The organism is Streptomyces sp. NPDC046859, from assembly GCF_040645135.1.
Classification (GTDB): domain Bacteria; phylum Actinomycetota; class Actinomycetes; order Streptomycetales; family Streptomycetaceae; genus Streptomyces.
The window spans coordinates 60,142-82,501 of the sequence record NZ_JBEYXR010000028.1 but is presented as its reverse complement, the minus strand read 5'-3'; the positions used below and the strand labels follow the sequence as shown (position 1 = coordinate 82,501).

Here is a 22,360-nt window from a genome sequence, read left to right as displayed (position 1 = left end):
CCGGGACAACCGGCCCGGCCCCTCGGCTCAGGTCAGGTTCACCGCACGCGCGGACGTCGCGCCGATCTCGGCCGCGACCTCGGCCAGCACTCCCGCGGGCACCGTGTCGTCGACGGTGAGGACGGCCAGCGCCTCGCCGCCGGCCACGGCCCGCGACACCTGCATGCCGGCGATGTTGAGCCCGGCCTCGCCGAGGATGCGGCCGACGGTGCCGACGACACCGGGCCGGTCCTCGTACCGCAGGACCGCCATGTGGTCGGCCAGCGCGAGGTCCACGTCGTACTCGCCGACGGCGACGATCTTCTGGAGGTGCTTCGGGCCGGCCAGCGTGCCGGAGACCGACACCTCCTCGCCGCCTGCGAGCGTGCCGCGCACGGTGACGACGTTGCGGTGGTCGCTCGACTCGGAGCTGGTCGTCAACCGCACCTCGACGCCACGCTCCTGCGCGAACAGCGGGGCGTTGACGTACGACACGGTCTCGTCGACGACGTCCTCGAAGACGCCCTTGAGGGCGGACAGCTCCAGGACCTTCACGTCGTGCTGGGTGATCTCGCCGTACACCTCGACGTCGAGACGGACCGCGACCTCACCGGCGAGGGCCGTGAAGATGCGGCCGAGGCGCTCGGCGAGGGGCAGGCCCGGCTTGACGTCCTCGGCGATGACGCCGCCCTGCACGTTCACCGCGTCCGGGACCAGCTCACCGGCGAGCGCGAGGCGCACCGAGCGGGCGACGGCGATGCCGGCCTTCTCCTGGGCCTCGTCGGTGGAGGCGCCCAGGTGCGGGGTGCTGACGACCTGGTCGAACTCGAACAGCGGGGAGTCCCTGCAGGGCTCCTTCGTGTACACGTCGAGACCGGCGCCCGCGACGCGGCCCTCCTTGAGGGCGGAGTACAGGGCCTCCTCGTCGACGATGCCGCCGCGCGCGGCGTTGACGATGCGCACGCTCGGCTTGACCTTGCGCAGCGCCTCGTCGCCGATCAGGCCGACCGTCTCGGGGGTCTTCGGCAGGTGGACGGTGATGAAGTCGGAGACCTCCAGCAGCTCGTCCAGCGACAGCACCTTGACGCCCATCTGCGCGGCGCGGGCCGGCTGGATGTAGGGGTCGTAGGCGACGACCTTCATGCCGAAGGCGGACATGCGCTGGGCGACGAGCGCGCCGATACGGCCGAGGCCGACCACGCCGAGCGTCTTCTCGGCCAGCTCCACGCCGGTGTACTTGCTGCGCTTCCACTCGCCGTTCTTCAGCGCGGCGTTGGCCTGCGGGATGTTGCGGGCGGTGGCGAGCAGCAGACCGCAGGCCAGCTCGGCGGCGGTCACGATGTTGGAGGTCGGGGCGTTGACGACCATCACGCCGGCCTTGGTGGCGGCGGAGACGTCGACGTTGTCCAGGCCGACGCCGGCTCGTGCGACGACCTTCAGCTTGTTCGCGGCGGCGATCGCCTCGGCGTCCACCTTGGTCGCGGAGCGGATCAGGATCGCGTCCACGTCGGCGATGGCGGGCAGCAGCTCGGCCCGGTCCGCGCCGTTGCAGTGCCGGATCTCGAAGTCCGGGCCAAGCGCGTCCACGGTCGCGGGCGAAAGCTCTTCAGCGATGAGTACGACGGGTTTCGAGCTCACGTGAGTCCTCACAAGTCCATTGCGGACGGCCGTCCCGACGGCCGCAGGCGGTGGAGGGTTGCTAGCCGCGTGGAAGACGCACGACGCTGTGGGCCTGACGCGTATGTAGTACGGCAGTGTAGTGCTGTGGCGGAGGCACTCTCACGCCTCCGCGGAAGGATCACTCATCCGTGGTTGGACGAGGTGGACAACAGGGCCGGAGCGGCTGCCCCGGCCCTGTCGCCGTGAGGCTCAGGCCTCCTCGTTCACCCAGCTCATGAGCTTGCGCAGCTCCTTGCCGGTGGTCTCCAGCAGGTGCTCGGAGTCCTGCTGCTTGTACTCGTTGTACTTCTTCAGGCCGCCGTGGTACTCGTCCATCCACTGCCGCGCGAAGGTGCCGTCCTGGATCTCGCCGAGGACCTTCTTCATCTCCGCCTTGGTGGCGTCGGTGATGATCCGCGGGCCGGTGACGTAGTCGCCCCACTCGGCGGTCTCGGAGATCGACCAGCGCATCTTCTCCAGGCCGCCCTCGTACATGAGGTCCACGATCAGCTTCAGCTCGTGCAGGCACTCGAAGTACGCGATCTCCGGCTGGTAGCCGGCCTCGGTCAGCGTCTCGAAGCCGGCCTTGACCAGCGCGGCCGTACCACCGCAGAGGACGGCCTGCTCACCGAACAGGTCGGTCTCGGTCTCCTCGGTGAAGGTCGTCTTGATGACGCCGGCGCGGGTGCCGCCGATGCCCTTGGCGTACGACAGCGCGAGCGCGAAGGCGTCGCCGGAGGCGTCCTGCTCGACGGCCGCGATGCACGGGACGCCGCGGCCCTCCTCGTACTGACGGCGCACCAGGTGGCCCGGGCCCTTGGGGGCGACCATGCAGACGTCCACGCCGGCCGGGGGCTTGATGAAGTCGAAGCGGATGTTGAAGCCGTGGCCGAAGAACAGGGCGTCGCCGTCGTTCAGGTTCGGGGCGATGTGCTCCTCGTACACCTGGCCCTGGATCGGGTCCGGGACCAGGATCATGATGACGTCGGCCTCGGCGGCGGCCTCGGAGGGGGTCACCACGCGCAGGCCCTGCTCCTCGGCCTTCGCCTTGGACTTGGAGCCCTCGTGCAGACCGACGCGGACGTCGACACCCGAGTCACGGAGCGACAGCGCGTGGGCGTGGCCCTGGCTGCCGTACCCGATGACCGCGACCTTGCGGCCCTGGATGATGGACAGGTCGGCGTCGGCGTCGTAGAACAGCTCGGCCACTTTGGGTTCTCTCCTTGAGTGCAGGTGTTGCGTCCCACCGTATGACGGTGGGGGTGAGGGAGGTCTCGGGGTCTCGGAATGCGGGCGGCCGGATTTCCCGGCCGCCCGGACGGCGTCCTACGCCGACCGGTCCAGGGCGCGCAGCGACCGGTCCGTGATCGAGCGGGCGCCGCGGCCGATGGCGATCGTGCCGGACTGGACGAGCTCCTTGATGCCGAAGGGCTCCAGCATCTTGAGCATGGCCTCCAGCTTGTCGCTGGAGCCGGTTGCCTCGATCGTGACGGCCTCCGGGGAGACGTCGACGGTCTTGGCACGGAACAGCTGGACGATCTCGACGATCTGGGAGCGGGTCTCGTTGTCGGCGCGGACCTTCACCAGAACGAGTTCACGCTGGACGGCCGAACCGGGCTCCAGCTCGACGATCTTCAGCACGTTGACGAGCTTGTTGAGCTGCTTCGTGACCTGCTCGAGCGGGAAGTCCTCGACGCTGACCACGATGGTGATGCGGGAGATGTCGGGGTGCTCGGTGACACCGACCGCGAGCGAGTCGATGTTGAAGCCGCGCCGGGAGAACAGGGCGGCGATCCGGGCCAGGATGCCCGGCGTGTTCTCCACCAGGACGGAGAGCGTGTGCTTGGACATGATCTTTTACGTCTCTCTCGCTCAGTCGTCTTCGTTGTCGCCGAAGTCGGGGCGGACGTCCCGGGCGGCCATGATCTCGTCGTTGGAGGTGCCGGCGGCGACCATCGGCCACACCATGGCGTCCTCGTGGACGATGAAGTCGACGACGACGGGGCGGTCGTTGATGGAGTTCGCCTCCTCGATCACCTTGTCGAGCTCGTCCGGCGACTCGCAGCGCAGGCCGACACAGCCCATGGCCTCGGCGAGCTTGACGAAGTCCGGCACGCGCGTGCCCTTGGCCTGCGGGTTGACGTCGTCCGGGCCGGAGTGCAGCACGGTGTTGGAGTAACGCTGGTTGTAGAACAGGGTCTGCCACTGGCGGACCATCCCGAGGGCGCCGTTGTTGATGATGGCGACCTTGATCGGGATGTTGTTCAGGGCGCAGGTGGTGAGCTCCTGGTTGGTCATCTGGAAGCAGCCGTCGCCGTCGATGGCCCAGACGGTCCGGTCCGGGACGCCGGCCTTGGCGCCCATGGCGGCCGGCACCGCGTAGCCCATGGTTCCGGCGCCGCCGGAGTTCAGCCAGGTGGCGGGCTTCTCGTACTGGACGAAGTGCGCGGCCCACATCTGGTGCTGGCCGACGCCCGCGGCGAAGACGGTGCCCTCGGGAGCGAGCCGCCCGATGCGCTCGATGACCTGCTGCGGGGAGAGCGAGCCGTCCTGGGGCAGGTCGTAGCCGAGCGGGTAGGTGTCGCGCCAGCGGCTGAGGTCGTTCCACCAGGCGGTGTAGTCGCCCTGGTGGCCGTCGGCGTGCTCCTTCTGGACGGCCTGGACGAGGTCGGCGATGACCTCGCGCGCGTCACCGACGATCGGCACGTCGGCGGCGCGGTTCTTGCCGATCTCGGCGGGGTCGATGTCGGCGTGGACGATCTTGGCGTACGGGGCGAAGCTGTCCAGCTTGCCGGTGACGCGGTCGTCGAAGCGGGCTCCGAGGGCGACGATCAGGTCGGCCTTCTGCAGCGCGGTGACGGCGGTGACCGAACCGTGCATGCCCGGCATTCCCACGTGCAGCGGGTGGCTGTCGGGGAATGCGCCGAGCGCCATCAGGGTGGTGGTGACGGGCGCTCCGGTGAGTTCCGCGAGGACCTTCAGCTCGGCGGTGGCGCCGGCCTTCAGGACGCCGCCGCCGACGTAGAGGACGGGGCGCTTCGCGGAGGTGATGAGCTTGGCGGCCTCCCGGATCTGCTTGGCGTGCGGCTTGGTGACGGGCCGGTAGCCGGGCAGGTCCATGACGGGCGGCCAGGTGAAGGTGGTCTTCGCCTGGAGGATGTCCTTGGGGATGTCGACCAGGACCGGTCCCGGGCGGCCCGTGGAGGCGATGTGGAAGGCCTGCGCGATCGTCCGGGGGATGTCCTCCGCCTTGGTGACGAGGAAGCTGTGCTTGGTGATCGGCATGGTGATGCCGACGATGTCCGCCTCCTGGAAGGCGTCCGTACCGATCGCCTTGGACACGACCTGCCCGGTGATCGCGACGAGCGGCACGGAGTCCATGTGCGCGTCGGCGATCGGGGTGACCAGGTTGGTGGCGCCCGGACCGGACGTCGCCATGCACACCCCGACCTTGCCGGTGGCCTGCGCGTACCCCGTGGCCGCGTGGCCGGCGCCCTGCTCGTGGCGGACCAGCACGTGCCGGACGCGGGTGGAGTCCATCAGGGGGTCGTACGCCGGCAGGATGGTGCCCCCGGGGATGCCGAACACGGTGTCGGCGCCGACCTCCTCGAGCGAGCGGATGAGGGACTGCGCACCCGTGACGTGCTCGGGCATGGACTGCTGTCCTCCGGATCGGGGCCGGGGCTGTGGGTGAGCCCCGGAGGCCTGCTCGGTCATCGGCATTCTCTTCTCGATGCTGAGGGTTTTGGCGATGTTTGGGCGGAGTTTCGGCGTTGCATCACTGGTATTGGTGCAACAAAAAACCCCTCGTGCCATAAGGCAAGCGAGGGGAGCGCGCCGGGTGTGGGTCGCTGGGATTCCGGGTCGGTCCGGACGTCACCAGCTTCAGCCGACGCGCTTTCCAAGTACGAGAATTCGGGTGCGCATGGCACTGACCCTCCCCCCGGCGCGCACCCGGTGTCAAGTGGGTGGGACGGGAGTCTCATTATGTGAGCGGAGGCCCGGCCCGCCCCCGAGGACGACGGGCACCCCTCCGGCGTATCTGCCCGTCCCCCGTTCGGCGGGCTCCAGCGCGCCGCCCACGAACGCGGGTTCGACGGGACCGTTCGGCACCGGGTAGTGGCCGGCCGTGAGCGCCCGGCGCAGCCGGTACTCGTCCAGCGGACCGGAGAAGGCCATGCCCTGCCCATGGGTGCATCCCATGGAGCGCAGGGCGACGACCTGTTCGGGGAGGTCCACCCCGTCGGCCACGGACTGGAGCCCGAGGTCGCACGCGATCCGCAGCAGCCCGCCGGTGATCTTGTGCAGCCGGGCGGACTCGACGATGCCCTCGACCAGGCCCCGGTCGAGCTTGAGCACGTCGACGGGGAGCCGGCGCAGGGCGGTGATGGCCGCGTAGCCGCTGCCGAAACCGTCCAGGGCGATCCGGACGCCGAGCCGCCGCAGACCGCTGAGCCGGCGCTCCAGCTCGTCCAGCGGGATCCGCGGGTCGAGATCGGCCAGCTCGACGACCAGCGACCCGGACGGCAGCCCGTACCGGGTCAGCAGCGTCTCCACGGAGCCGAGGGGCATCGACCGGTCGAGCAGCCGGCGCGCGCCCACCCGTACGGCGACGGGTACGGCGTGGCCGGTCGCGGTGCGCTCGGCGGCCTGCTCGACGGCCTCCTCCAGCATCCAGCGGCCCAGCTCGGCGGTCTTGTCGCTGTCCTCGGCCACCCGCAGGAACTCCGCGGGCGTGAACAGCACCCCCTGCGAGGACCTCCAGCGCGCCTGGGTGGCGACCGACGCGATCCGGCCGGTCTCCAGGCACACCACCGGCTGGTGGAGCAGCGCGAACTCGCCGTCGTGCAGCGCGGCCCGCAGACGCGTGGCCAGCTCCGCCTTGCGCACGACGTCCTGCTGCATCTGCGGCTTGTACAGCTCGACGCGCCCCTTGCCGCCCGCCTTCGCCCGGTACATGGCCAGGTCGGCGTTGCGCAGCAACTCCCCCGCGCCGAGGCCCGGCTCGGCGAAGGCGACGCCGATGGAGGCGTTGACGCGGACATCGTTGCCGTCGATGAGGTAGGGCTGGGACAGCGTCACCCTGAGGCGGTCGGCGAGCTCCAGGATGTGCCGTTCCCGGGCGGCGCGGTCGCGGGTGCCGTCCCCGGTGATCAGGGCCGCGAACTCGTCGCCGCCCAGCCGCGAGGCGATGTCGCCGCCGCGGACCGCGTCCTGGAGTCTGCGGGCGGCCTGGACGAGCAGTTCGTCCCCGGCCTGGTGTCCGATCGTGTCGTTGACGCCCTTGAAGCCGTCGAGGTCGATGAAGAGCACGGCCGTGTTGCGCAGGGCGGCGCCCCGGTCGGTGGCGCGGCGGCCGGACAGGGCCTGCTGCACGCGCCTGGTGAACAGGGCGCGGTTGGGCAGGTCGGTGAGCGGGTCGTGCTCCGCGTTGTGCTGGAGCTGGGCCTGCAGGCGGACCCGCTCGGTGACGTCCCGGCTGTTGAAGATCAGGCCGCCGTGGTGCCGGTTGACCGTCGACTCGACGTTGAGCCAGCCGCCGTCGCCGGAGCGGAACCGGCACTCGATGCGCGTGGTGGGTTCCTCCAGCGGGCTGACGGAGAGGAAGCGGCGCACCTCGTGCACCACGCAGCCCAGGTCCTCCGGGTGGATGAGGCCGGCCAGCTCAGAACCGACCAGCTCCTCGGCGGAGCGGCCGTAGACCCCGGCGGCGGCCGGGGAGACGTACCGCAGGACGCCGTTGGGCGCGGCGATCATGATGACGTCGCTGGAGCCCTGCACCAGGGACCGGAAGTGGTTCTCCTTCTGGGCCAGTTCCTGGGTGAGGGTGATGTTGTCGAGCAGCATGATGCCCTGGCGCACCACGAGGGCGAGCACCACGGTGCCGCCGGTGATCAGCACCACGCGGTCGACGCTGCGGCCGTTGAGCACGTTGTACAGGATGCCCAGGGTGCAGACGGCGGCGGCGAGATAGGGCGTGAGCGCGGCCAGGGAGCCGGCGATGGGCCGGGTGAGCGGGTACCGGGGCTGGTCGCCCGGCTGCGGGGCCGTCTGCGGGGCCGGCGGTGGGGCGGGGTGCTGGTGGCCGCTGCCGCGCTGTCCGGGCAGGTGCTCGTGGACCACGCGGGAGTGCCCGGAGCCGTCCTTGCGCCCGGCGTCGGCCGGTCCGCGCCGGGGCGCCGCCCAGGGCGCGTACGCGAGGAGCAGGGAGCCCGCGAACCAGCCGGCGTCGAGCAACTGCCCCGACTGGTACGTGTGGTGGAGCAGCGGCGAGGTGAACAGGGCGTCGCACATCACGGTCAGGGCCAGCGCGCCGATCGCGGTGTTGATCGCGGTGCGGTTGGTCGAGGAGCGCCGGAAGTGCAGGGCGAGCACCATGCTGACCAGGGCGATGTCCAGCAGCGGGTAGGCGAGCGAGAGCGCGGTGTGCGCGACGCTCGAGCCCTCGGACTTCGCGGCCTGGGCGAGGGCGAGGCTCCAGGCCAGCGTCAGCAGCGAGCCGCCGATCAGCCAGGCGTCCAGCCCCAGGCAGACCCAGCCGGCCTTGGTCACGGGCCGCTTGGCGAGCACCAGGAGGCCGACGATGGCGGGCGGCGCGAAGCACAGGAAGAACCCGTCGGCGTACGAGGGGCTCGGCACGGGCTGCTCCAGGACGACCTCGTACCAGCCCCAGACCAGGTTGCCGAGGGCGGCCATCGCCGAGGAGAGCGAGAACAGCAGCCAGGCGGGCCGGAAGCGGATGCGGCGGCTGCGGGCGTAGCGGAAGCAGGAGACGGCGGCCACCGCGGCGGCCGCGGCCAGTCCGAAGTCGCCCATGATCAGGGCGAGTCGGTCCGAGCCCCAGCCGAGCGCGGACCCGACGGCGTAGGCCGCGCACAGCAGGGCCAGCCCGCTCTGCTGGGCGAGGGCCGAGCCGCCGAGCAGAGGGCTCGGCAGCGTCAGCCGTGGTTCGCGCCGGCCCGGGCCCCGCACTCCGTCGACGCGCGTCGGGGAGGGCGGTGGCGAGCTCACCGGTCCCTCCCGGTGCGCGCCGCTCGCGGGTCCCGCGGGTCCCGGTGGGCCGGGCGGGCCTGCCGCCTCCGGCAGCCGGGCCCGCGCGGGTGATGGCCGTGCCGGCAGCCGTGACCGTCTTGGTGACCGCGTCCGCGGGCGGCCCTCCGCCAGGGTCGCCGACGGCGGCCCCGCAGCGTCGGATCGATCGTCCATAGGCCGTGCATCGCCCGTCGCCCCCCTCACACATCTGGTCTGTCCGTCCCCGGCGCCGAACGGTGCGCGGCGCAGCCCCTGTCGGGACGATACACCAGTCTCGTCACTCAGGGACATAGCACTTCTACTCTCCGTGACGACCAGCGCATATGCGCGCACGGAACGCTTCCGGAGGGTTGCGGACGGTACTCGAAGCGGATTTCCGGCCTGTTGCGTGGCGGCGCGCGCGTCACCCCGCGCGCCGTCGGCCGGTGGGCGTCACGCGCGGTTCGCGCCCGTCGTTAGGATCACGTTGCGCAGGGGCTCCCGGTTCACCCAACGAGTCAACTGGTCCACCAGCAACCGCTTCGCGCGCGGCAGGAACGCGGACGTGGGTCCGCCCACGTGCGGGCTGATCAGGACGCCGGGGGCCCGCCAGAGGGGGTGCGCCGGCGGGAGCGGCTCGGGGTCGGTGACGTCCAGGGCCGCGGTGATGCGGCCGGTCTCCACCTCCGCGAGCAGGGCCTTCGTGTCCACGACGCCGCCGCGGGCGACGTTGACCAGGAGCGCGCCGTCCTTCATACAGGCGAGGAAACCGTCGTCGACCAGGTGCCGGGTCGCCTCCGTGAGGGGCGTGGACAGGATGACGACGTCCGCGTCGGGGAGCAGGGCGGACAGGTCGGTGAGTGGATGCACGGGTCCGCGCGCCGTGGTGCGCGCCGAGCGCGCGACGCGCGCCACCCGCGCTACCTCGAAGGGGATGAGCCGGTCCTCGATGGCGGCGCCGATCGAGCCGTATCCCACGATGAGGACGTTCTTGTCCGCGAGCGCCGGCCGGAATCCGCCGCGCCACTCCCCCTCGTCCTGCGCCCGCACGAAGTCGGGGATGCCGCGCAGGGACGCGAGGATCAGCGCGAGCGTGAGTTCGGAGGTGCTCGCCTCGTGCACCCCGCGCGCGTTGCACAGGCGCACGCCGGGCCGCAGGTGCCTCAGGCCCGGCTCCACGTGGTCGGTGCCGGCGGACAGCGTCTGCACGACCTCCACGGCGCCCATCTCGGGCAGGGGGCGCTGCCCGACCGCGGGTTCCTTCATATAGGGCACGACGTAGAACGCGCAGTCCGCGGGATCGGCGGGGTAGTCCTCGCCGCCGTCCCAGAAGCGGTACGCCGGACCTGCGGGAAGTCCGTCGATCTCGTCCGGCCGGAGGGGGAGCCACACGTCAGCAGTCATGCCTGGAGGCTATGTCAGGCGAACTGGTGTGCAGAGGTTAGGTTGGGGTGCCGGAAGAGGGAGGGTCACGGCCAGGTGGAGCGCAGGACGATCGGCGCGGGCGCACTCGCGGTGGGAGCCGTCGGCCTCGGCTGCATGCCGATGAGCTGGGCCTACAGCTCGTCGCGGCAGCGGGGCGAGGAGTCGCTGAGAACGGTGCACCGCGCACTCGATCTGGGCACGACGCTGCTGGACACGGCCGACATGTACGGCCCGTTCACCAACGAGCTGCTGGTGGGGCGGGCGTTGAAGGAGCGGCGGCCGGACGCCTTCGTGTCGACCAAGGTCGGCCTGCTGGTGGGCGAGCAGCACATCGTGGCCAACGGCCGTCCCGGCTATGTGAGACGGGCGTGCGACGCCTCGTTGCGCCGGCTGCAGACGGACGTCATCGACCTGTACCAACTGCACCGCTCCGACCCCGAGGTGCCCGTCGAGGAGACGTGGGGCGCGATGGCCGAGCTGGTGCAGGCCGGCAAGGTACGGGCGCTGGGGCTGTGCGCGGTCGGCGCCCGCAGCGGACGGCGGTCGGGCGGACGCCTGCACGACGCCACGATCCGCCAGCTCCAGCGGGTGCAGCAGGTCTTCCCGGTGAGCGCGGTGCAGGCCGAGCTGTCGGTGTGGTCGCCGGAGGCGCTGGAGACGCTGCTGCCGTGGTGCGAGGCCCGCGGGGTCGGCTTCCTGGCCGCGATGCCGCTGGGCAACGGCTTCCTGACCGGCACCCTGACTCCGGGCCAGGGCTTCGAGCATGACGACGTGCGCGCCCGGCACCCCCGCTTCACCGCCGAGATGATGGCGGCGAACCAGCCGATCGTGGTGGGGCTGCGCCGAATCGCGGCCCGGCACGGCGACGAGGTCACACCGGCGCAGGTGGCGCTCGCGTGGGTGCTGGCGCAGGGGCGGCACGTGGTGCCGGTGCCGGGGGCGAAGCGGGAGCGCTGGGTGACGCAGAACGCGCGGGCCGAGGGGCTGCGGCTGACGAACGAGGACCTGGCCGAGGTGGCGGAGCTGCCCAGGGCGCGGGGATCCTGGGACTGACGGCGGGGCCGCCCGGTGCGGGAATCCCGGGAGGGACGGCGGGGCCGCCCGGTGCGGGAATCCCGGGAGGGACGGCGGAGCCGCCCGGCCGGCCGTGTCCCGGACGGTGACCGGTCCCGGGAGATCGGGAACCCGTGGGGCTCGGGCGGTGTATGAAGAGTGAGACCCGCCGCGTCGAAGGGACCGTGATCGTGCAACGTCGAGCCGTGTCGGCCGTGTTGGCCGCCGCCGCACTCCTGCTGACGTCCGGATGCTCGTCCGGCGACGGTGACGCGCCGGGGAAGAACGGGGGCGTGAGACCGAGCGCCACCGCCGGCTCCGAGGCGCCGCCGAGCGCGCGGGCGACCGCGACGCCGCCCGCGAAGGGCACGGTCTCCGTGGTGCGCACGGTCGCCGAGGGCCTGAAGACCCCCTGGGGTCTCGCCCCGATCCCGGGCGGCGACCTGCTGGTGTCCTCCCGCGACGAGGCCACGATCACCCGGATCGATGCGAAGACCGGGAAGAGGACCGAGCTGGGCGAGGTGCCCGGGGTGTCACCCGCCGGCGAGGGCGGGCTCCTGGGGATCGCGCTGTCCCCGGACTTCGCCGCGGACCACATGATCTACGCCTACTTCACCTCGGCCTCGGACAACCGCGTCGTGCGGATGCTCTACGACGGGAAGCGGCCCGCGGGCGAGCAGTTGGGCGCACCCGACACGGTCTTCAAGGGCATCCCCAAGGGCTACATCCACAACGGCGGCCGGATCGCCTTCGGCCCCGACCGCATGCTGTACGCGGGCACCGGCGAGAGCGGCGACACCGGGCTGTCCCAGGACAGGAAGTCGCTGGGCGGCAAGATCCTGCGGATGACCCCCGAGGGGGAACCGGCCCCGGGCAACCCCTTCCCGGACTCCCCGGTCTACTCGTACGGCCACCGCAATGTGCAGGGCCTGGCCTGGGACCGTGAACAGCGCCTGTTCGCCTCGGAGTTCGGCCAGGACACCTGGGACGAGCTGAACGCGATCAAGCCCGGCGACAACTACGGCTGGCCCGAGGCCGAGGGAACGACGGACGACAAGGACTTCCACAGTCCGCTGGCCCAGTGGGCCACCGACGACGCCTCCCCCAGCGGGCTGGCCCACGCCAAGGGCTCCCTGTGGATGGCGGGCCTGAAGGGGCGGACCCTGTGGCGCGTCCCGCTCGACGGCGTCAAGGCGTCGGCCGACCCCCAGCCCTTCCTGAAGGGCGAGTACGGCCGGCTGCGGACGGTCGTGGCCGCGGGCGGCGACAGGCTGTGGCTGGTGACGAGCAACACCGACGGAAGGGGTGAGCCCGAGTCCGGCGACGACCGCATCCTGGAGCTCAAGGTGAGCTGAGGTCGCCGTCCTCGTCGTCCCAGTCGTCCTCGGGGAGGGTCTCCGTACGCCGTACGACGACCTTTCCGGAGGCGAGGTCTATCGGCCCGCGTCCGGGGTCGCTGTCGCCGACGTCCTCGCGGGTCAGTTCCAGGCGGTTCTGTTCGTCGCGCTCGTGCTTGCGGCCGGGCGCGAAGAGCTCTTCGAACGCGTTGAACACAGGACCTCCTACGACCGGCGTCCCTCACAGCGTATGCCTCAGCCGCGCGTCCCGGAGGTGAGCGTCTCCACCGGGAACAGCCCCATCCGGTGCGCCACCGCGGCCGCCTCGCCCCCGCCGGAGACGCCGAGCTTGCCCAGGATGTTCGACACATGGACGCTGGCGGTCTTCGGGGAGATGAAGAGCTCCTGGGCGATCTGGCGGTTGGTGCGCCCCGCGGAGACCAGGCGCAGCACATCGCGCTCGCGGCTGGTGAGGCCGAGGGTGTCGGCCGGGTCGGCGGGGGGCGGGGCCGTGGTGAGGCTGAGGCGGGCCCGCTGGGCCAGCAGGGTCGTGGCGTCGGCGAGCGGGCGGGCGCCCAGGTGCACGGCGGTGGCCCGGGTGAGCCGGAGCAGCTCGGCGGCACGGGCGCGCTCGTCGTCGCCGCCCCCGGTCAGCAGCGCCTCGGCCAGGCGGTGGCGGACGCGGGCGAGGTCATAGGGGCGGTCCAGCGCCTCGAAGGCGGTGACCACGTCGTCCCAGGTGCCGGGGTCGGCGCGGCCCTCGGCCCGGTCGATCTCGGCGCGGGTCCACCGCTCGTAGGCGAGCCATACGGGCGCGCCCGTGGCGAGGGTGCGGACGGCCTCGAAGAGGCGCCGCAGGAAGGCGGTGCGTCCGTCGCGCCCGCCGGGCGGCGGGACGGCGCGGGCGTCGGACTCGGCGACGGCCGCGGCCAGCAGCAGGGGCCAGGCGTAGCGCTGGGTGCCGGGCGGGAAGCCGGCGTCGAGGAGGCGGCCCTCCGCGGCGGCTATCCCGAGGGTGAGGTGGGACATGGGGAGGTTGTGCTGCGGCATCGGGTCGTGGGTGCCGTAGGAGGCGCGGGCGGCGGCGAGGTGGCGGGCGGCCTCGGCGATCTGGCCGCGGTCGAGCGCGAGCTGGGCCAGGCGGTTGGCGGCGCCGCCGCGCGGCTTGGCTGACTGGCTGGTGCGCTGGGCGCCGACGGCGGCCTCGGCCGCCTCGTCCCAGCGGCCCAGGGAGACCAGGGACTCGGCGAGGTTCACCCAGATCCAGGCCTCGGAGTCGCGCAGGCCCCACTCCTGGGTGAGCCGCAGACCCTCGCGCAGGATGGAGACGGCCTCCGCCGAGCGGCCGACGCCTTCCAGGACGGACGGCAGGTTCACATGGCTGCGGCCCACCACGGAGGTGAGCCCGCGTTCCAGCACCGCCTCCTTGACCTCGTACATCTGGGCGAGGCCGGCGCCGTCCCCGGCCTCGGCCATGAGTCCGCCGAGGGTCAGGCGCGCGTTCAGCTCGATGTCCTCGGCGCCCACCATGCGCGCGTACTCCACGGCCCGCTCCGCGGCGGACACCGCGTCGGCGCCGGGGTCGCGCAGCATCGACCAGCTGGCGGCGGTGGCGAGCACCTCGGCGTGCACCTCGGACGGCGGCAGGCCGCGGACGAGGTCCTGGGCGGTGCCGATCTCCTTCCAGCCGTCCCCGCGGGCGAGGGCCTATACCAGCCGGGAGCGCTGGATCCAGAACCAGGCGGCGCGCAGCGGGTCGTGGTCCTCCTCCAGCAGGTGCAGGGCCCGCTTGGTGATCTTCAGGGCGCGTTCGCGCTCGCCGCAGCGCCGTCCGGCGACGGCCGCCTCGGCCATCAGGTCGAGGTAGCGCAGCGGGGCGGCGGGCTCGGGGGTGCCGCCGCGCCGCTCGGGCAGCGGGGGCGGATAGGCCTCGGTGTAGTCGACGGGGCGCAGGGTGGCGCGGATGTCCGCGGGGGTGGCGTCCCACAGTTCCATCGCGCGTTCCAGCAGGCGCAGTTGCTCGGAGTGGGCGCGCCGGCGGCGGGCGGTGACGGCGGCGTCGAGGACGGCGGGCAGGGCCTTGGCCGGGTCGTTCGCGTGGTACCAGTAGCTGGCCAGGCGCATCACGCGCTCGCCGGGCGGGACGAGCGTCGGGTCGGCTTCGAGGGCTTCGGCGTAGCGGCGGTTGAGGCGGGAGCGTTCGCCGGGCAGCAGATCGTCGGCGACGGCCTCGCGGACGAGGGAGTGCCGGAAGCGGTAGCCGTCGTCGCCGGGCGCGGCGGTGAGGATGCTGGCGTTGACGGCGGCCCGCAGCGCCTCGATCAGATCGTCTTCGGCGAGGTCGGCGACGGCGGCGAGCAGCCGGTACTCGACGGTGGAACCGCCCTCGGCGACGAGCCGGGCGACCCGCTGGGCGCTCTCGGGGAGCCGCTCGACGCGTACGAGGAGCAGGTCGCGCAGGGAGTCGGTGAGGCCGGTGCAGCCGCCCTCGTGGGCGGCGACGGCGAGTTCCTCGACGAAGAAGGCGTTCCCGTCGGAGCGTTCGAAGATCGCGTCGACCTGGGCCGGGTCGGGTTCGCGGGCGAGGATGCCGGCGATCTGGCAGCCGACCTCGTCGCGGGTGAAGCGGCCGAGCTCGATGCGGCGGACGGTGCGCAGCCGGTCGAGTTCGGCGAGGAGCGGGCGCAGCGGGTGCCGGCGGTGGATGTCGTCGGAGCGGTAGGTGGCGAGGACGACGAGGCGGCCGGTGCGCAGGGTGCGGAAGAGGTAGGTGAGCAGGTGCCGGGTGGAGGCGTCGGCCCAGTGCAGGTCCTCCAGGGCGACCACGACCGTGCGGTGCGCGGCGAGGCGTTCCAGGAGGCGGGCCGTCAGTTCGAAGAGGCGGGCCATGCCCTCCTCGCCGGAGCGGTCGGCGCCGAGGCCGGCCGGGGTCTCCCCCACCTCGGGCAGCAGGCGCGCCAGCTCGTCCTCCTGCCCGGCGGCGGCCGCGGCGAGTTCGTCGGGGAGCTGGCGGCGCAGCGCGCGCAGGGCGGTGGAGAAGGGGGCGAACGGCAGGCCGTCGGCGCCGATCTCGACGCAGCCGCCGACGGCCACGACGGCGCCCGCGCGGGCGGCGGCGCCGGCGAACTCCTCGACGAGGCGGGTCTTGCCGACCCCGGCCTCACCGCCGATGACCAACGCCTGCGGCTCGCCCGTGGTGGCACGGGCGAGCGCGTCGTCCAACGTCTCCAACTCGGTTGTCCGGCCGACGAACACGGGGCTTACGGAGCGGCTCTCCACAGGCCCGAGCATCGCACGCGGCGCGGGTGGCGCGGCACCGGTTTTCCTGGTGCCGCGCCCGGACCCGGGCCCGGTCTCCGGCGGCCTCACGCGGGGCGCGCGGCGCGCCGGTGGCCGGGGCCGGCGGTATGCGAGGGCGTGTCCCCCGGCTCCCGTGCCGGGCGCCGGGCGGCGCGGCGCTCGGCGCGGCGGACCCGGACGGCCTCGCGGACCAGGCGCTCGTGCTCGGCCTGGCGGATCAGCTCGTCGGTGCGCAGCTGGTGCATCTCGTAGTCGTGCATGGTGTCCCCCTGGTGGATCCGGGCTGTCATCGCTTCCTGCGATGCCTCAACCTTCGTCTCCCAGGGGGGTCCGCCACATCGGGAGAGTGCCGCATCTTGCCGGCCCCGTGGGTGCCTTAGACACGGCGAAGGGGCCCCAGGACGCCGTCTAAGGTGCTTACGGCGGTCCTGAGGCCCCTCTGATCCGCGGTGACTCAGCCCGCCGAGGGCAGGCCGAGCAGCGCGTCGGTGTACTTGAGGACGGCCAGCAGCAGGCCGATCACGCCGAGGGCGACACCGCCCCAGGCGACCGACTTGATCCAGGCGGGCTGCGGCCGGCCGGGGGCGCCGAACGCGGGCCGGGCGAGCACCACGACACCGACGATCAGCGCGACCACCGCGAACAGGCCGGCCACCAGCGCGGAGCTCTGCCAGGCGTCGCCGTAGACCGCCTTGATCTGCGTGGCCACGCTCGCGTCGGACGACGTCTCCAGCTGGCCGATGAGCGTCTCGCGCGCGGCGGCGACCGTGCCGATCCAGCTGCCGGTCAGGGACACGAGGCCGAGGGCGGCGGAGACCACCGCGGCGGCGCCCTGGCCGACGAAGGAGCGCTCCGCTTCCGTCGCCTCGGCGGCCACCTCCTCGGGCTCGTCGCCGGCGACGGCCTGGGCCTCGGCCGCCTCGGTGACGTCCACGGCCTCGTCGTCGGCCCTGGCCGTGGTCACGGTCTCGTCCACTGTCTTCGTTCCCATGTCTGGCACCGTACGTACGCTTCCTGAGAGGTGTCTTAATGATCGCTGTGCGCGGTACGCGCGTGTGCTTCACGCCACTGCGGGGCGAGGATCGACCAGATCTCCAGATCGTGGCGCACCCCACCATAGAGGTGGGCTTCGCGGCGTACGCCGTCCCGGGTCATCCCGAGGCGGCGGGCGACGTTCAGGCTGGCGGTGTTGCCGGCGGCGGCGACCCATTCGACGCGGTGGATGCCGCGCTCCTCGACGGCCCAGTCGACGAGCACCCGCATGGCCCGCGTGACGAGACCGCGCCCGGTCGCGGCGGGTTCCAGCCAGCACCCGACCTCACAGGTGCCGGCCGCGGCGTCGAAGTGCAGCGTGAGGACGCCCCCGACGAGCTTCCCGTCCAGCCAGATGCCGTGGTACGAGGCACTGTCCGCGGCGCGCAGGTCGGCGTACCGCTGGAGCGTCTCGCGTGCGGACGCCCGGTCGGTGACGGCCGAGCCGAACGGGATGAACCGCCCGATGAACTCCCGGCCGCGCTCCAGATGGGCCAGGAACTCGTCGGCGTGCCACGGTTCCAGCGGCCTCAGCTCGGCTCCGTCGTCACCCAGGGATATCGCGTACATCGTCCCTCTGCTCCTTCTCGAGTTCCGCCACGACGTCGGTGAGCGTCTCATGGGCGGCCCGGCACTCGGGCGGCTCGATGCTGATGCGGGGCATGCGCTTGTCGAGCCAGCGGGGCAGCCACCAGTTGGCTCCGCCGAGCAGGTGCATCAGGGCGGGGACGAGGAGGGTGCGCAGCACGAACGCGTCCAGGGCGACGGCCGCCGCGAGGGCGATGCCGAACATGGCGATCACGCGGTCGCCGCTGAGGACGAAGGCGAGGAAGACGGAGATCATGATGACCGCGGCGGAGTTGATCACCCGGCCGGTCTCGGCAAGGCCGACGCGCACGGCCCGCCGGTTGTCGCCGGTCTCCAGCCACTCCTCGTACATCCGGCTGACCAGGAAGACCTGGTAGTCCATGGAGAGCCCGAAGAGCACGGACACCATGATCACGGGGAGGAAGGGCTCGATCGGACCGGCCCGGCCGAGCCCCAGCAGCTCGCTCCCCCAGCCCCACTGGAACACGGCGACGACGACGCCGAACGCGGCGGCCACGGCGGCCACGTTCATCGCGGCGGCCTTCACCGGGATGCCGACGGACCGGAAGGCGAGCAGGAGCAGCAGGCAGCCGAGGCCGATGACGGCGCCGACGAAGAGGGGGAGCTTGCCGACGATCACGTCGGCGAAGTCGTCGTAGCCGGCCGTCATGCCGCCGACCTGGACGTCGAGGGAGGTCCCGGTCTCGGCGCGCGGCAGGACGTCGTCGCGCAGCCGGTCCACGAGGTCGCTGGTCTGGCGGGACTGCGGGGACGACTCGGGGACCACGGTGAGGTAGGCGGTGTCGCTGCGCGCGTTGTACGTCACCGCGGTCACCGAGGCGACGCCCTCGGTGGCGCGCAGGGCGGCGTCGAGGTTGTCCAGGGCCAGCTTGTCCTCGGCGCCGCCGACCTCGGTGACGAGGGTGAGCGGCCCGTTGACGCCGGGCCCGAAGCCGTCGGCGAGGAGGTCGTAGGCCTGGCGGGTGGTGGAGGTGGCCGGGTCGTTGCCCTGGTCGGAGGTGCCGAGGCGCAGCGCCAGGGTGGGCAGGGCGAGAACGGTGATGACGGCGAGAGCGATCGCGCCGAGGGCCTTGGGGTGGCGCTCCACGAAGGCGGACCAGCGGGCGGCGAGCCCGGTGGGCAGTTCGGGCTGGGGTCCGTGCTCGGCCAGCCGGCGCCGCTCGCGGCGGCTGAGGGCACGCATGCCGATGAGGGACAGCAGGGCGGGCAGCAGGGTCACGGAGGCCGCGACGGTCAGGACCACGGTCAGGGAGGCGGCGATCGCCACGCCGTTGAGGAAGCTCAGCCGCAGGATCAGCATGCCCAGCAGGGCGATGCACACCGTGGCACCGGCGAACACCACCGCGCGCCCGGTGGTGACCACGGCGTTGGTGATCGACTCGGCCACAGGCAGGCCCCGTTTGAGTCCGCGCCGGTGTCTGGTGACGATGAACAGGGCGTAGTCGATGCCGACGCCGAGTCCGATGAGCATGCCGAGCATGGGGGCGAAGTCGGCCACCGTCATGGCGTGCCCGAGGAGGGCGATCCCCGCGTAGGCGGTGCCGACGCTCACCAGGGCGGTGGCGATGGGCAGCAGCGAGGCGGCGAGCGAGCCGAAGGCGAGGAAGAGGACGACGGCGGCGACGGCCACGCCGACGATCTCGGCGGTGTGCCCGCCCGGCGACTCGGTGAGGGCGACGGCGGACCCGCCGAGTTCGACCTGGAGCCCGTCGGTCTCCGCGGCCTTCGCGGTGTCCACGACGGCCCGGGCCTCACCCTCGTCGAGGCGTCCGGCGCCGGCGTCGAAGGTCACGGTGGCGTAGGCCGTGTGCCCGTCCTCGCTGATCCGGGCGGCGCCCTGCTTGCCGTAGGGGCCGTACACGGACGCGACGCCGGGCAGGTCCGCGATGTCGTCCAGGGTGCGCCTCATGGTCTGTTCGACGGCGCCGGCGCGGACGGTGCCCGACGGGGTGTGCCAGACGACGGTGTCGCTGTCGCCGCCGAAGCCGGGGAAGCCCTCCTGCAGCAGCTGCGTGGCGCGGCCCGACTCGGTGCCGGGGACCTCGTAGTCGTTGGAGTAGGCGGAGCCCGTGACGGCGGCGGCCGCGGTCACCCCGCCGAAGGCGAGGAGCCAGAGCAGTACGGCGACGAGGCGGCGTTGGACACACCAGCGTGCAAGAGCTGCCACGGACGTGCTCCCAGGGACGATGTGTGGATCTTTGACCGGGAACAGTCGTTCATGAAGTGAACAGCCCGCAAAGAACGTATGAGCGATGTGATGCAACTCTTACAGTTGAAAATGATCGTTTGCCGCGATCGTGGGGTTGTTCACAGCAATAGGAGGAAGAACACAGGACAGTAACGGCGCTTATGTCGTCGCAGGTGGCGCCAGTCACAGTAGTGCCGTGGCACATCGGGAACCTTCCCGGGACGGGAAATCGCATGCGCCGCCCCCGGACCCGCTGTTAGCGTCCGACGGTCACTCCGTCAGCCGCGGCCCCTCGCCGCCGACCCGAGCAGGTGCATTGTTTGAGCGTCCGGCCGAGCTCCTCCGTACCCCCTTCCGCTTCCCCGGACTCAAGGAGCCCGTCCACCCATGCCGGACCACATCCCGAGCACCTCGAATGAGCACCTCGCCGAACGGCTGACCCACCCCCGCCACCCGCGCGCCAACCGCTACGACCCCCGCTGGGTCATCGACAACCAGATGGGGCCGAACGCGCTCTGGCTGCTGGAGTGGCTGGCCCCCGCCCTCGGCCTGGACGCCCTGCGCCCCGGCGCCCGCGTCCTCGACCTGGGCTGCGGCCGGGCCATGACCTCCGTCTTCCTGGCCAGGGAGTACGACGCCCAGGTCACCGCGGCCGATCTGTGGATCGAGCCCGACGACAACGCGCGCCGCGTCGCCGAGGCCGGTTTCGCCGACCGGGTGCTGCCCGTCAAGGCCGAGGCGCACGACCTGCCGTTCGCCGAGGGCTGCTTCGACACGATCGTGAGCATCGACGCCTACCAGTACTTCGGCACCGACGACCTCTACCTGCCCACGCTCACCCGGCTGCTGCGCCCCGGCGGCCGGATCGGCGTCGTCGTACCGGCGCTGCGCGAGGAGCCGGACGGCGTGGAGCCGCCGGAGCACCTGCGGCCGTACTGGGAGCCTGGGTACTGGTGCTTCCACAGCGCCGGCTGGTGGCGGCGCCACTGGACCCGCAGCGGTGCCGTGGAGGTCGAGACCGCCGACTGGCTGGACGACGGCTGGCGGGACTGGCTGCTGTGGTGCGAGGTGGTCGCCGAGGAGAGTCCCGAGGAGTTCCACCGCACGATGGCCCGCCAGGTCGCCGAGATGGTGCGCCGGGACGAAGGGCGCACGCTGGGCTTCGTCCGCGTGGTGGGGCGCCGCCTGTGACGACGAGGGGGACGCACCGGATGCCGGTGCGTCCCCCTCGGGGTGTCCTGCCTGGGGCTCAGCCCTCGCTGACGCCCAGCTTCTCCAGGATCAGCTCCTTGACGCGGGCCGCGTCGGCCTGACCGCGGGTGGCCTTCATGACCGCGCCGACCAGGGCGCCGGCCGCGGCGACCTTGCCACCGCGGATCTTGTCCGCGATGCCCGGGTTGCCGGCGATGGCCTCCTCGACGGCGGTGGTCAGCGCGCCCTCGTCGGAGACGACCTTCAGACCGCGCTTCTCGACGACCTCGTCCGGGGTGCCCTCGCCCGCGAGCACACCCTCGATGACCTGGCGGGCCAGCTTGTCGTTCAGGTCGCCCTTGGCGACGAGCTCGGTGACCCGGGCGACCTGCTCGGGGGTGATGGAGAGCTCGTCGGGCGCCTTGCCCGCCTCGTTGGCGCTGCGGGCCAGCTCACCCATCCACCACTTGCGGGCGGAGGCCGGGTCGGCACCGGCGTCGATCGTGGCGACGATCAGGTCCAGCGCGCCGGCATTGAGGATCGCCTGCATGTCGGTGGCGGAGATGCCCCAGTCGGCCAGCAGCCGGGTGCGGCGGGCCAGCGGCAGCTCGGGCAGGACCGCCCGGATCTCCTCGACCCACTCGCGCGAGGGGGCCACCGGCACCAGGTCCGGCTCGGGGAAGTACCGGTAGTCCTCGGCCTCCTCCTTCACGCGGCCCGAGGTCGTGGACCCCGTGTCCTCGTGGAAGTGCCGGGTCTCCTGCACGATCGTGCCGCCGGACGACAGCACGGTCGCGTGCCGCTGGATCTCGAAGCGGACCGCGCGCTCCACCGACCGCAGCGAGTTGACGTTCTTCGTCTCCGAGCGGGTGCCGAACTTCTCGGTGCCGTGCGGGCGCAGCGACAGGTTCACGTCGCAGCGCATCTGGCCCATCTCCATCCGGGCCTCGGAGACGCCGAGCGCCCGGATGACCTCGCGCAGCTCACGGACGTACGCCTTGGCCACCTCGGGGGCGCGCTCACCGGCGCCGACGATCGGCTTGGTGACGATCTCGATGAGCGGGATGCCGGCGCGGTTGTAGTCCAGCAGGGAGTAGGACGCGCCGTGGATACGGCCGGTGGCACCGCCGACGTGCGTCGACTTGCCGGTGTCCTCCTCCATGTGGGCGCGCTCGATCTCGACGCGGAAGGTCTCCCCGTCCTCCAGCTGTACGTCGAGGTAGCCGTTGAAGGCGATCGGCTCGTCGTACTGGGAGGTCTGGAAGTTCTTCGGCATGTCCGGATAGAAGTAGTTCTTCCGGGCGAAGCGGCACCATTCGGCGATCTCGCAGTTCAGCGCGAGGCCGATCTTGATGGCGGACTCGACGCCGGTCGCGTTGACGACCGGGAGCCCGCCCGGCAGGCCGAGGCAGACCGGGCAGGTCTGCGTGTTGGGGGCCTGGCCGAGGGCGGTCGAGCAACCGCAGAACATCTTGGTCTTGGTGCCGAGTTCGACATGGACCTCGAGGCCCATGACGGGGTCGTACGACGCGAGTGCGTCCTCGTACGACACCAGGTCGGTCGTGGTGGTCACGGT

The 22,360-nt window shown here is 72.2% G+C and carries 15 protein-coding genes and 1 pseudogene; 3 read left to right on the top strand and 13 right to left on the bottom strand.

Annotation, left to right across the window (positions count from 1 at the left end; genetic code table 11):
- Positions 1 to 27: 27 nt before the first annotated feature.
- The 6 genes from serA to ABZ899_RS30495 form a co-directional block, all read right to left on the bottom strand.
- On the bottom strand, positions 28 to 1,617 hold the full coding sequence (serA, locus tag ABZ899_RS30520) for a phosphoglycerate dehydrogenase (protein WP_361352257.1): 1,590 nt from the start codon (positions 1,615 to 1,617) through the stop codon (positions 28 to 30).
- A gap of 231 nt (positions 1,618 to 1,848) precedes the next feature.
- On the bottom strand, positions 1,849 to 2,847 hold the full coding sequence (gene ilvC, locus ABZ899_RS30515; protein WP_361352255.1) for a ketol-acid reductoisomerase: 999 nt from the start codon (positions 2,845 to 2,847) through the stop codon (positions 1,849 to 1,851).
- Between the two features lie 117 nt (positions 2,848 to 2,964).
- The gene (gene ilvN / locus ABZ899_RS30510; protein ID WP_055624315.1) at positions 2,965 to 3,489 is read right to left on the bottom strand and encodes an acetolactate synthase small subunit; all 525 of its coding nucleotides are present in this window, start codon (positions 3,487 to 3,489) and stop codon (positions 2,965 to 2,967) included.
- A gap of 21 nt (positions 3,490 to 3,510) precedes the next feature.
- Positions 3,511 to 5,355 (bottom strand): acetolactate synthase large subunit, encoded by a 1,845-nt coding sequence (locus tag ABZ899_RS30505; RefSeq protein WP_361352252.1) that lies wholly within the window; start codon positions 5,353 to 5,355, stop codon positions 3,511 to 3,513.
- A gap of 243 nt (positions 5,356 to 5,598) precedes the next feature.
- Complete coding sequence (locus ABZ899_RS30500) at positions 5,599 to 8,649, bottom strand: EAL domain-containing protein (protein ID WP_361352249.1); 3,051 nt, start codon at positions 8,647 to 8,649, stop codon at positions 5,599 to 5,601.
- Between the two features lie 453 nt (positions 8,650 to 9,102).
- A complete protein-coding gene (locus ABZ899_RS30495) occupies positions 9,103 to 10,053 on the bottom strand; it encodes a 2-hydroxyacid dehydrogenase (protein WP_361352247.1) in 951 nt (316 codons plus the stop codon).
- Between the two features lie 75 nt (positions 10,054 to 10,128).
- Here ABZ899_RS30495 and ABZ899_RS30490 point away from each other — a divergent pair, with 75 nt between their 5' ends.
- Together ABZ899_RS30490 and ABZ899_RS30485 are read left to right on the top strand one after the other, a co-directional pair.
- Positions 10,129 to 11,127 (top strand): aldo/keto reductase, encoded by a 999-nt coding sequence (locus ABZ899_RS30490; RefSeq protein ID WP_361352244.1) that lies wholly within the window; start codon positions 10,129 to 10,131, stop codon positions 11,125 to 11,127.
- Positions 11,128 to 11,279: 152 nt separating this feature from the next.
- The gene (locus ABZ899_RS30485) at positions 11,280 to 12,482 is read left to right on the top strand and encodes a PQQ-dependent sugar dehydrogenase (RefSeq protein WP_361352241.1); all 1,203 of its coding nucleotides are present in this window, start codon (positions 11,280 to 11,282) and stop codon (positions 12,480 to 12,482) included.
- Here the strand turns inward: ABZ899_RS30485 and ABZ899_RS30480 are convergent.
- The 6 genes and pseudogenes from ABZ899_RS30480 to ABZ899_RS30455 form a co-directional block, all read right to left on the bottom strand.
- Positions 12,469 to 12,681, bottom strand: a complete 213-nt coding sequence (locus tag ABZ899_RS30480) for a DUF6191 domain-containing protein (protein ID WP_361352238.1) — start codon at positions 12,679 to 12,681, stop codon at positions 12,469 to 12,471. The two genes, ABZ899_RS30485 and ABZ899_RS30480, sit on opposite strands and share 14 nt — an antisense overlap.
- Before the next feature lie 38 nt (positions 12,682 to 12,719).
- A pseudogene (locus ABZ899_RS30475) lies at positions 12,720 to 15,755 on the bottom strand (AAA family ATPase).
- 74 nt (positions 15,756 to 15,829) lie between these two features.
- Positions 15,830 to 16,054 (bottom strand): hypothetical protein, encoded by a 225-nt coding sequence (locus ABZ899_RS30470; RefSeq protein ID WP_361352235.1) that lies wholly within the window; start codon positions 16,052 to 16,054, stop codon positions 15,830 to 15,832.
- A gap of 164 nt (positions 16,055 to 16,218) precedes the next feature.
- Positions 16,219 to 16,755 (bottom strand): hypothetical protein, encoded by a 537-nt coding sequence (locus tag ABZ899_RS30465; protein WP_361352232.1) that lies wholly within the window; start codon positions 16,753 to 16,755, stop codon positions 16,219 to 16,221.
- A gap of 35 nt (positions 16,756 to 16,790) precedes the next feature.
- Positions 16,791 to 17,366: a GNAT family protein gene (locus ABZ899_RS30460; protein ID WP_361352229.1), complete on the bottom strand. Its 576-nt coding sequence runs from the start codon at positions 17,364 to 17,366 to the stop codon at positions 16,791 to 16,793.
- Positions 17,344 to 19,572, bottom strand: coding sequence for an MMPL family transporter (locus ABZ899_RS30455; RefSeq protein ID WP_361352226.1), 2,229 nt, complete (start codon positions 19,570 to 19,572; stop codon positions 17,344 to 17,346). Before ABZ899_RS30455 ends, ABZ899_RS30460 begins: the two co-directional genes overlap by 23 nt.
- A 408-nt stretch (positions 19,573 to 19,980) precedes the next feature.
- Here ABZ899_RS30455 and ABZ899_RS30450 point away from each other — a divergent pair, with 408 nt between their 5' ends.
- Positions 19,981 to 20,784: a methyltransferase domain-containing protein gene (locus ABZ899_RS30450; RefSeq protein WP_361352223.1), complete on the top strand. Its 804-nt coding sequence runs from the start codon at positions 19,981 to 19,983 to the stop codon at positions 20,782 to 20,784.
- A gap of 58 nt (positions 20,785 to 20,842) precedes the next feature.
- Here the strand turns inward: ABZ899_RS30450 and gatB are convergent, their stop codons facing one another.
- Positions 20,843 to 22,357 carry an Asp-tRNA(Asn)/Glu-tRNA(Gln) amidotransferase subunit GatB gene (gene gatB, locus ABZ899_RS30445; protein WP_361352220.1) on the bottom strand — a complete coding sequence of 505 codons (1,515 nt, stop codon included), beginning with the start codon at positions 22,355 to 22,357 and terminating at the stop codon, positions 20,843 to 20,845.
- Positions 22,358 to 22,360: the final 3 nt, after the last annotated feature.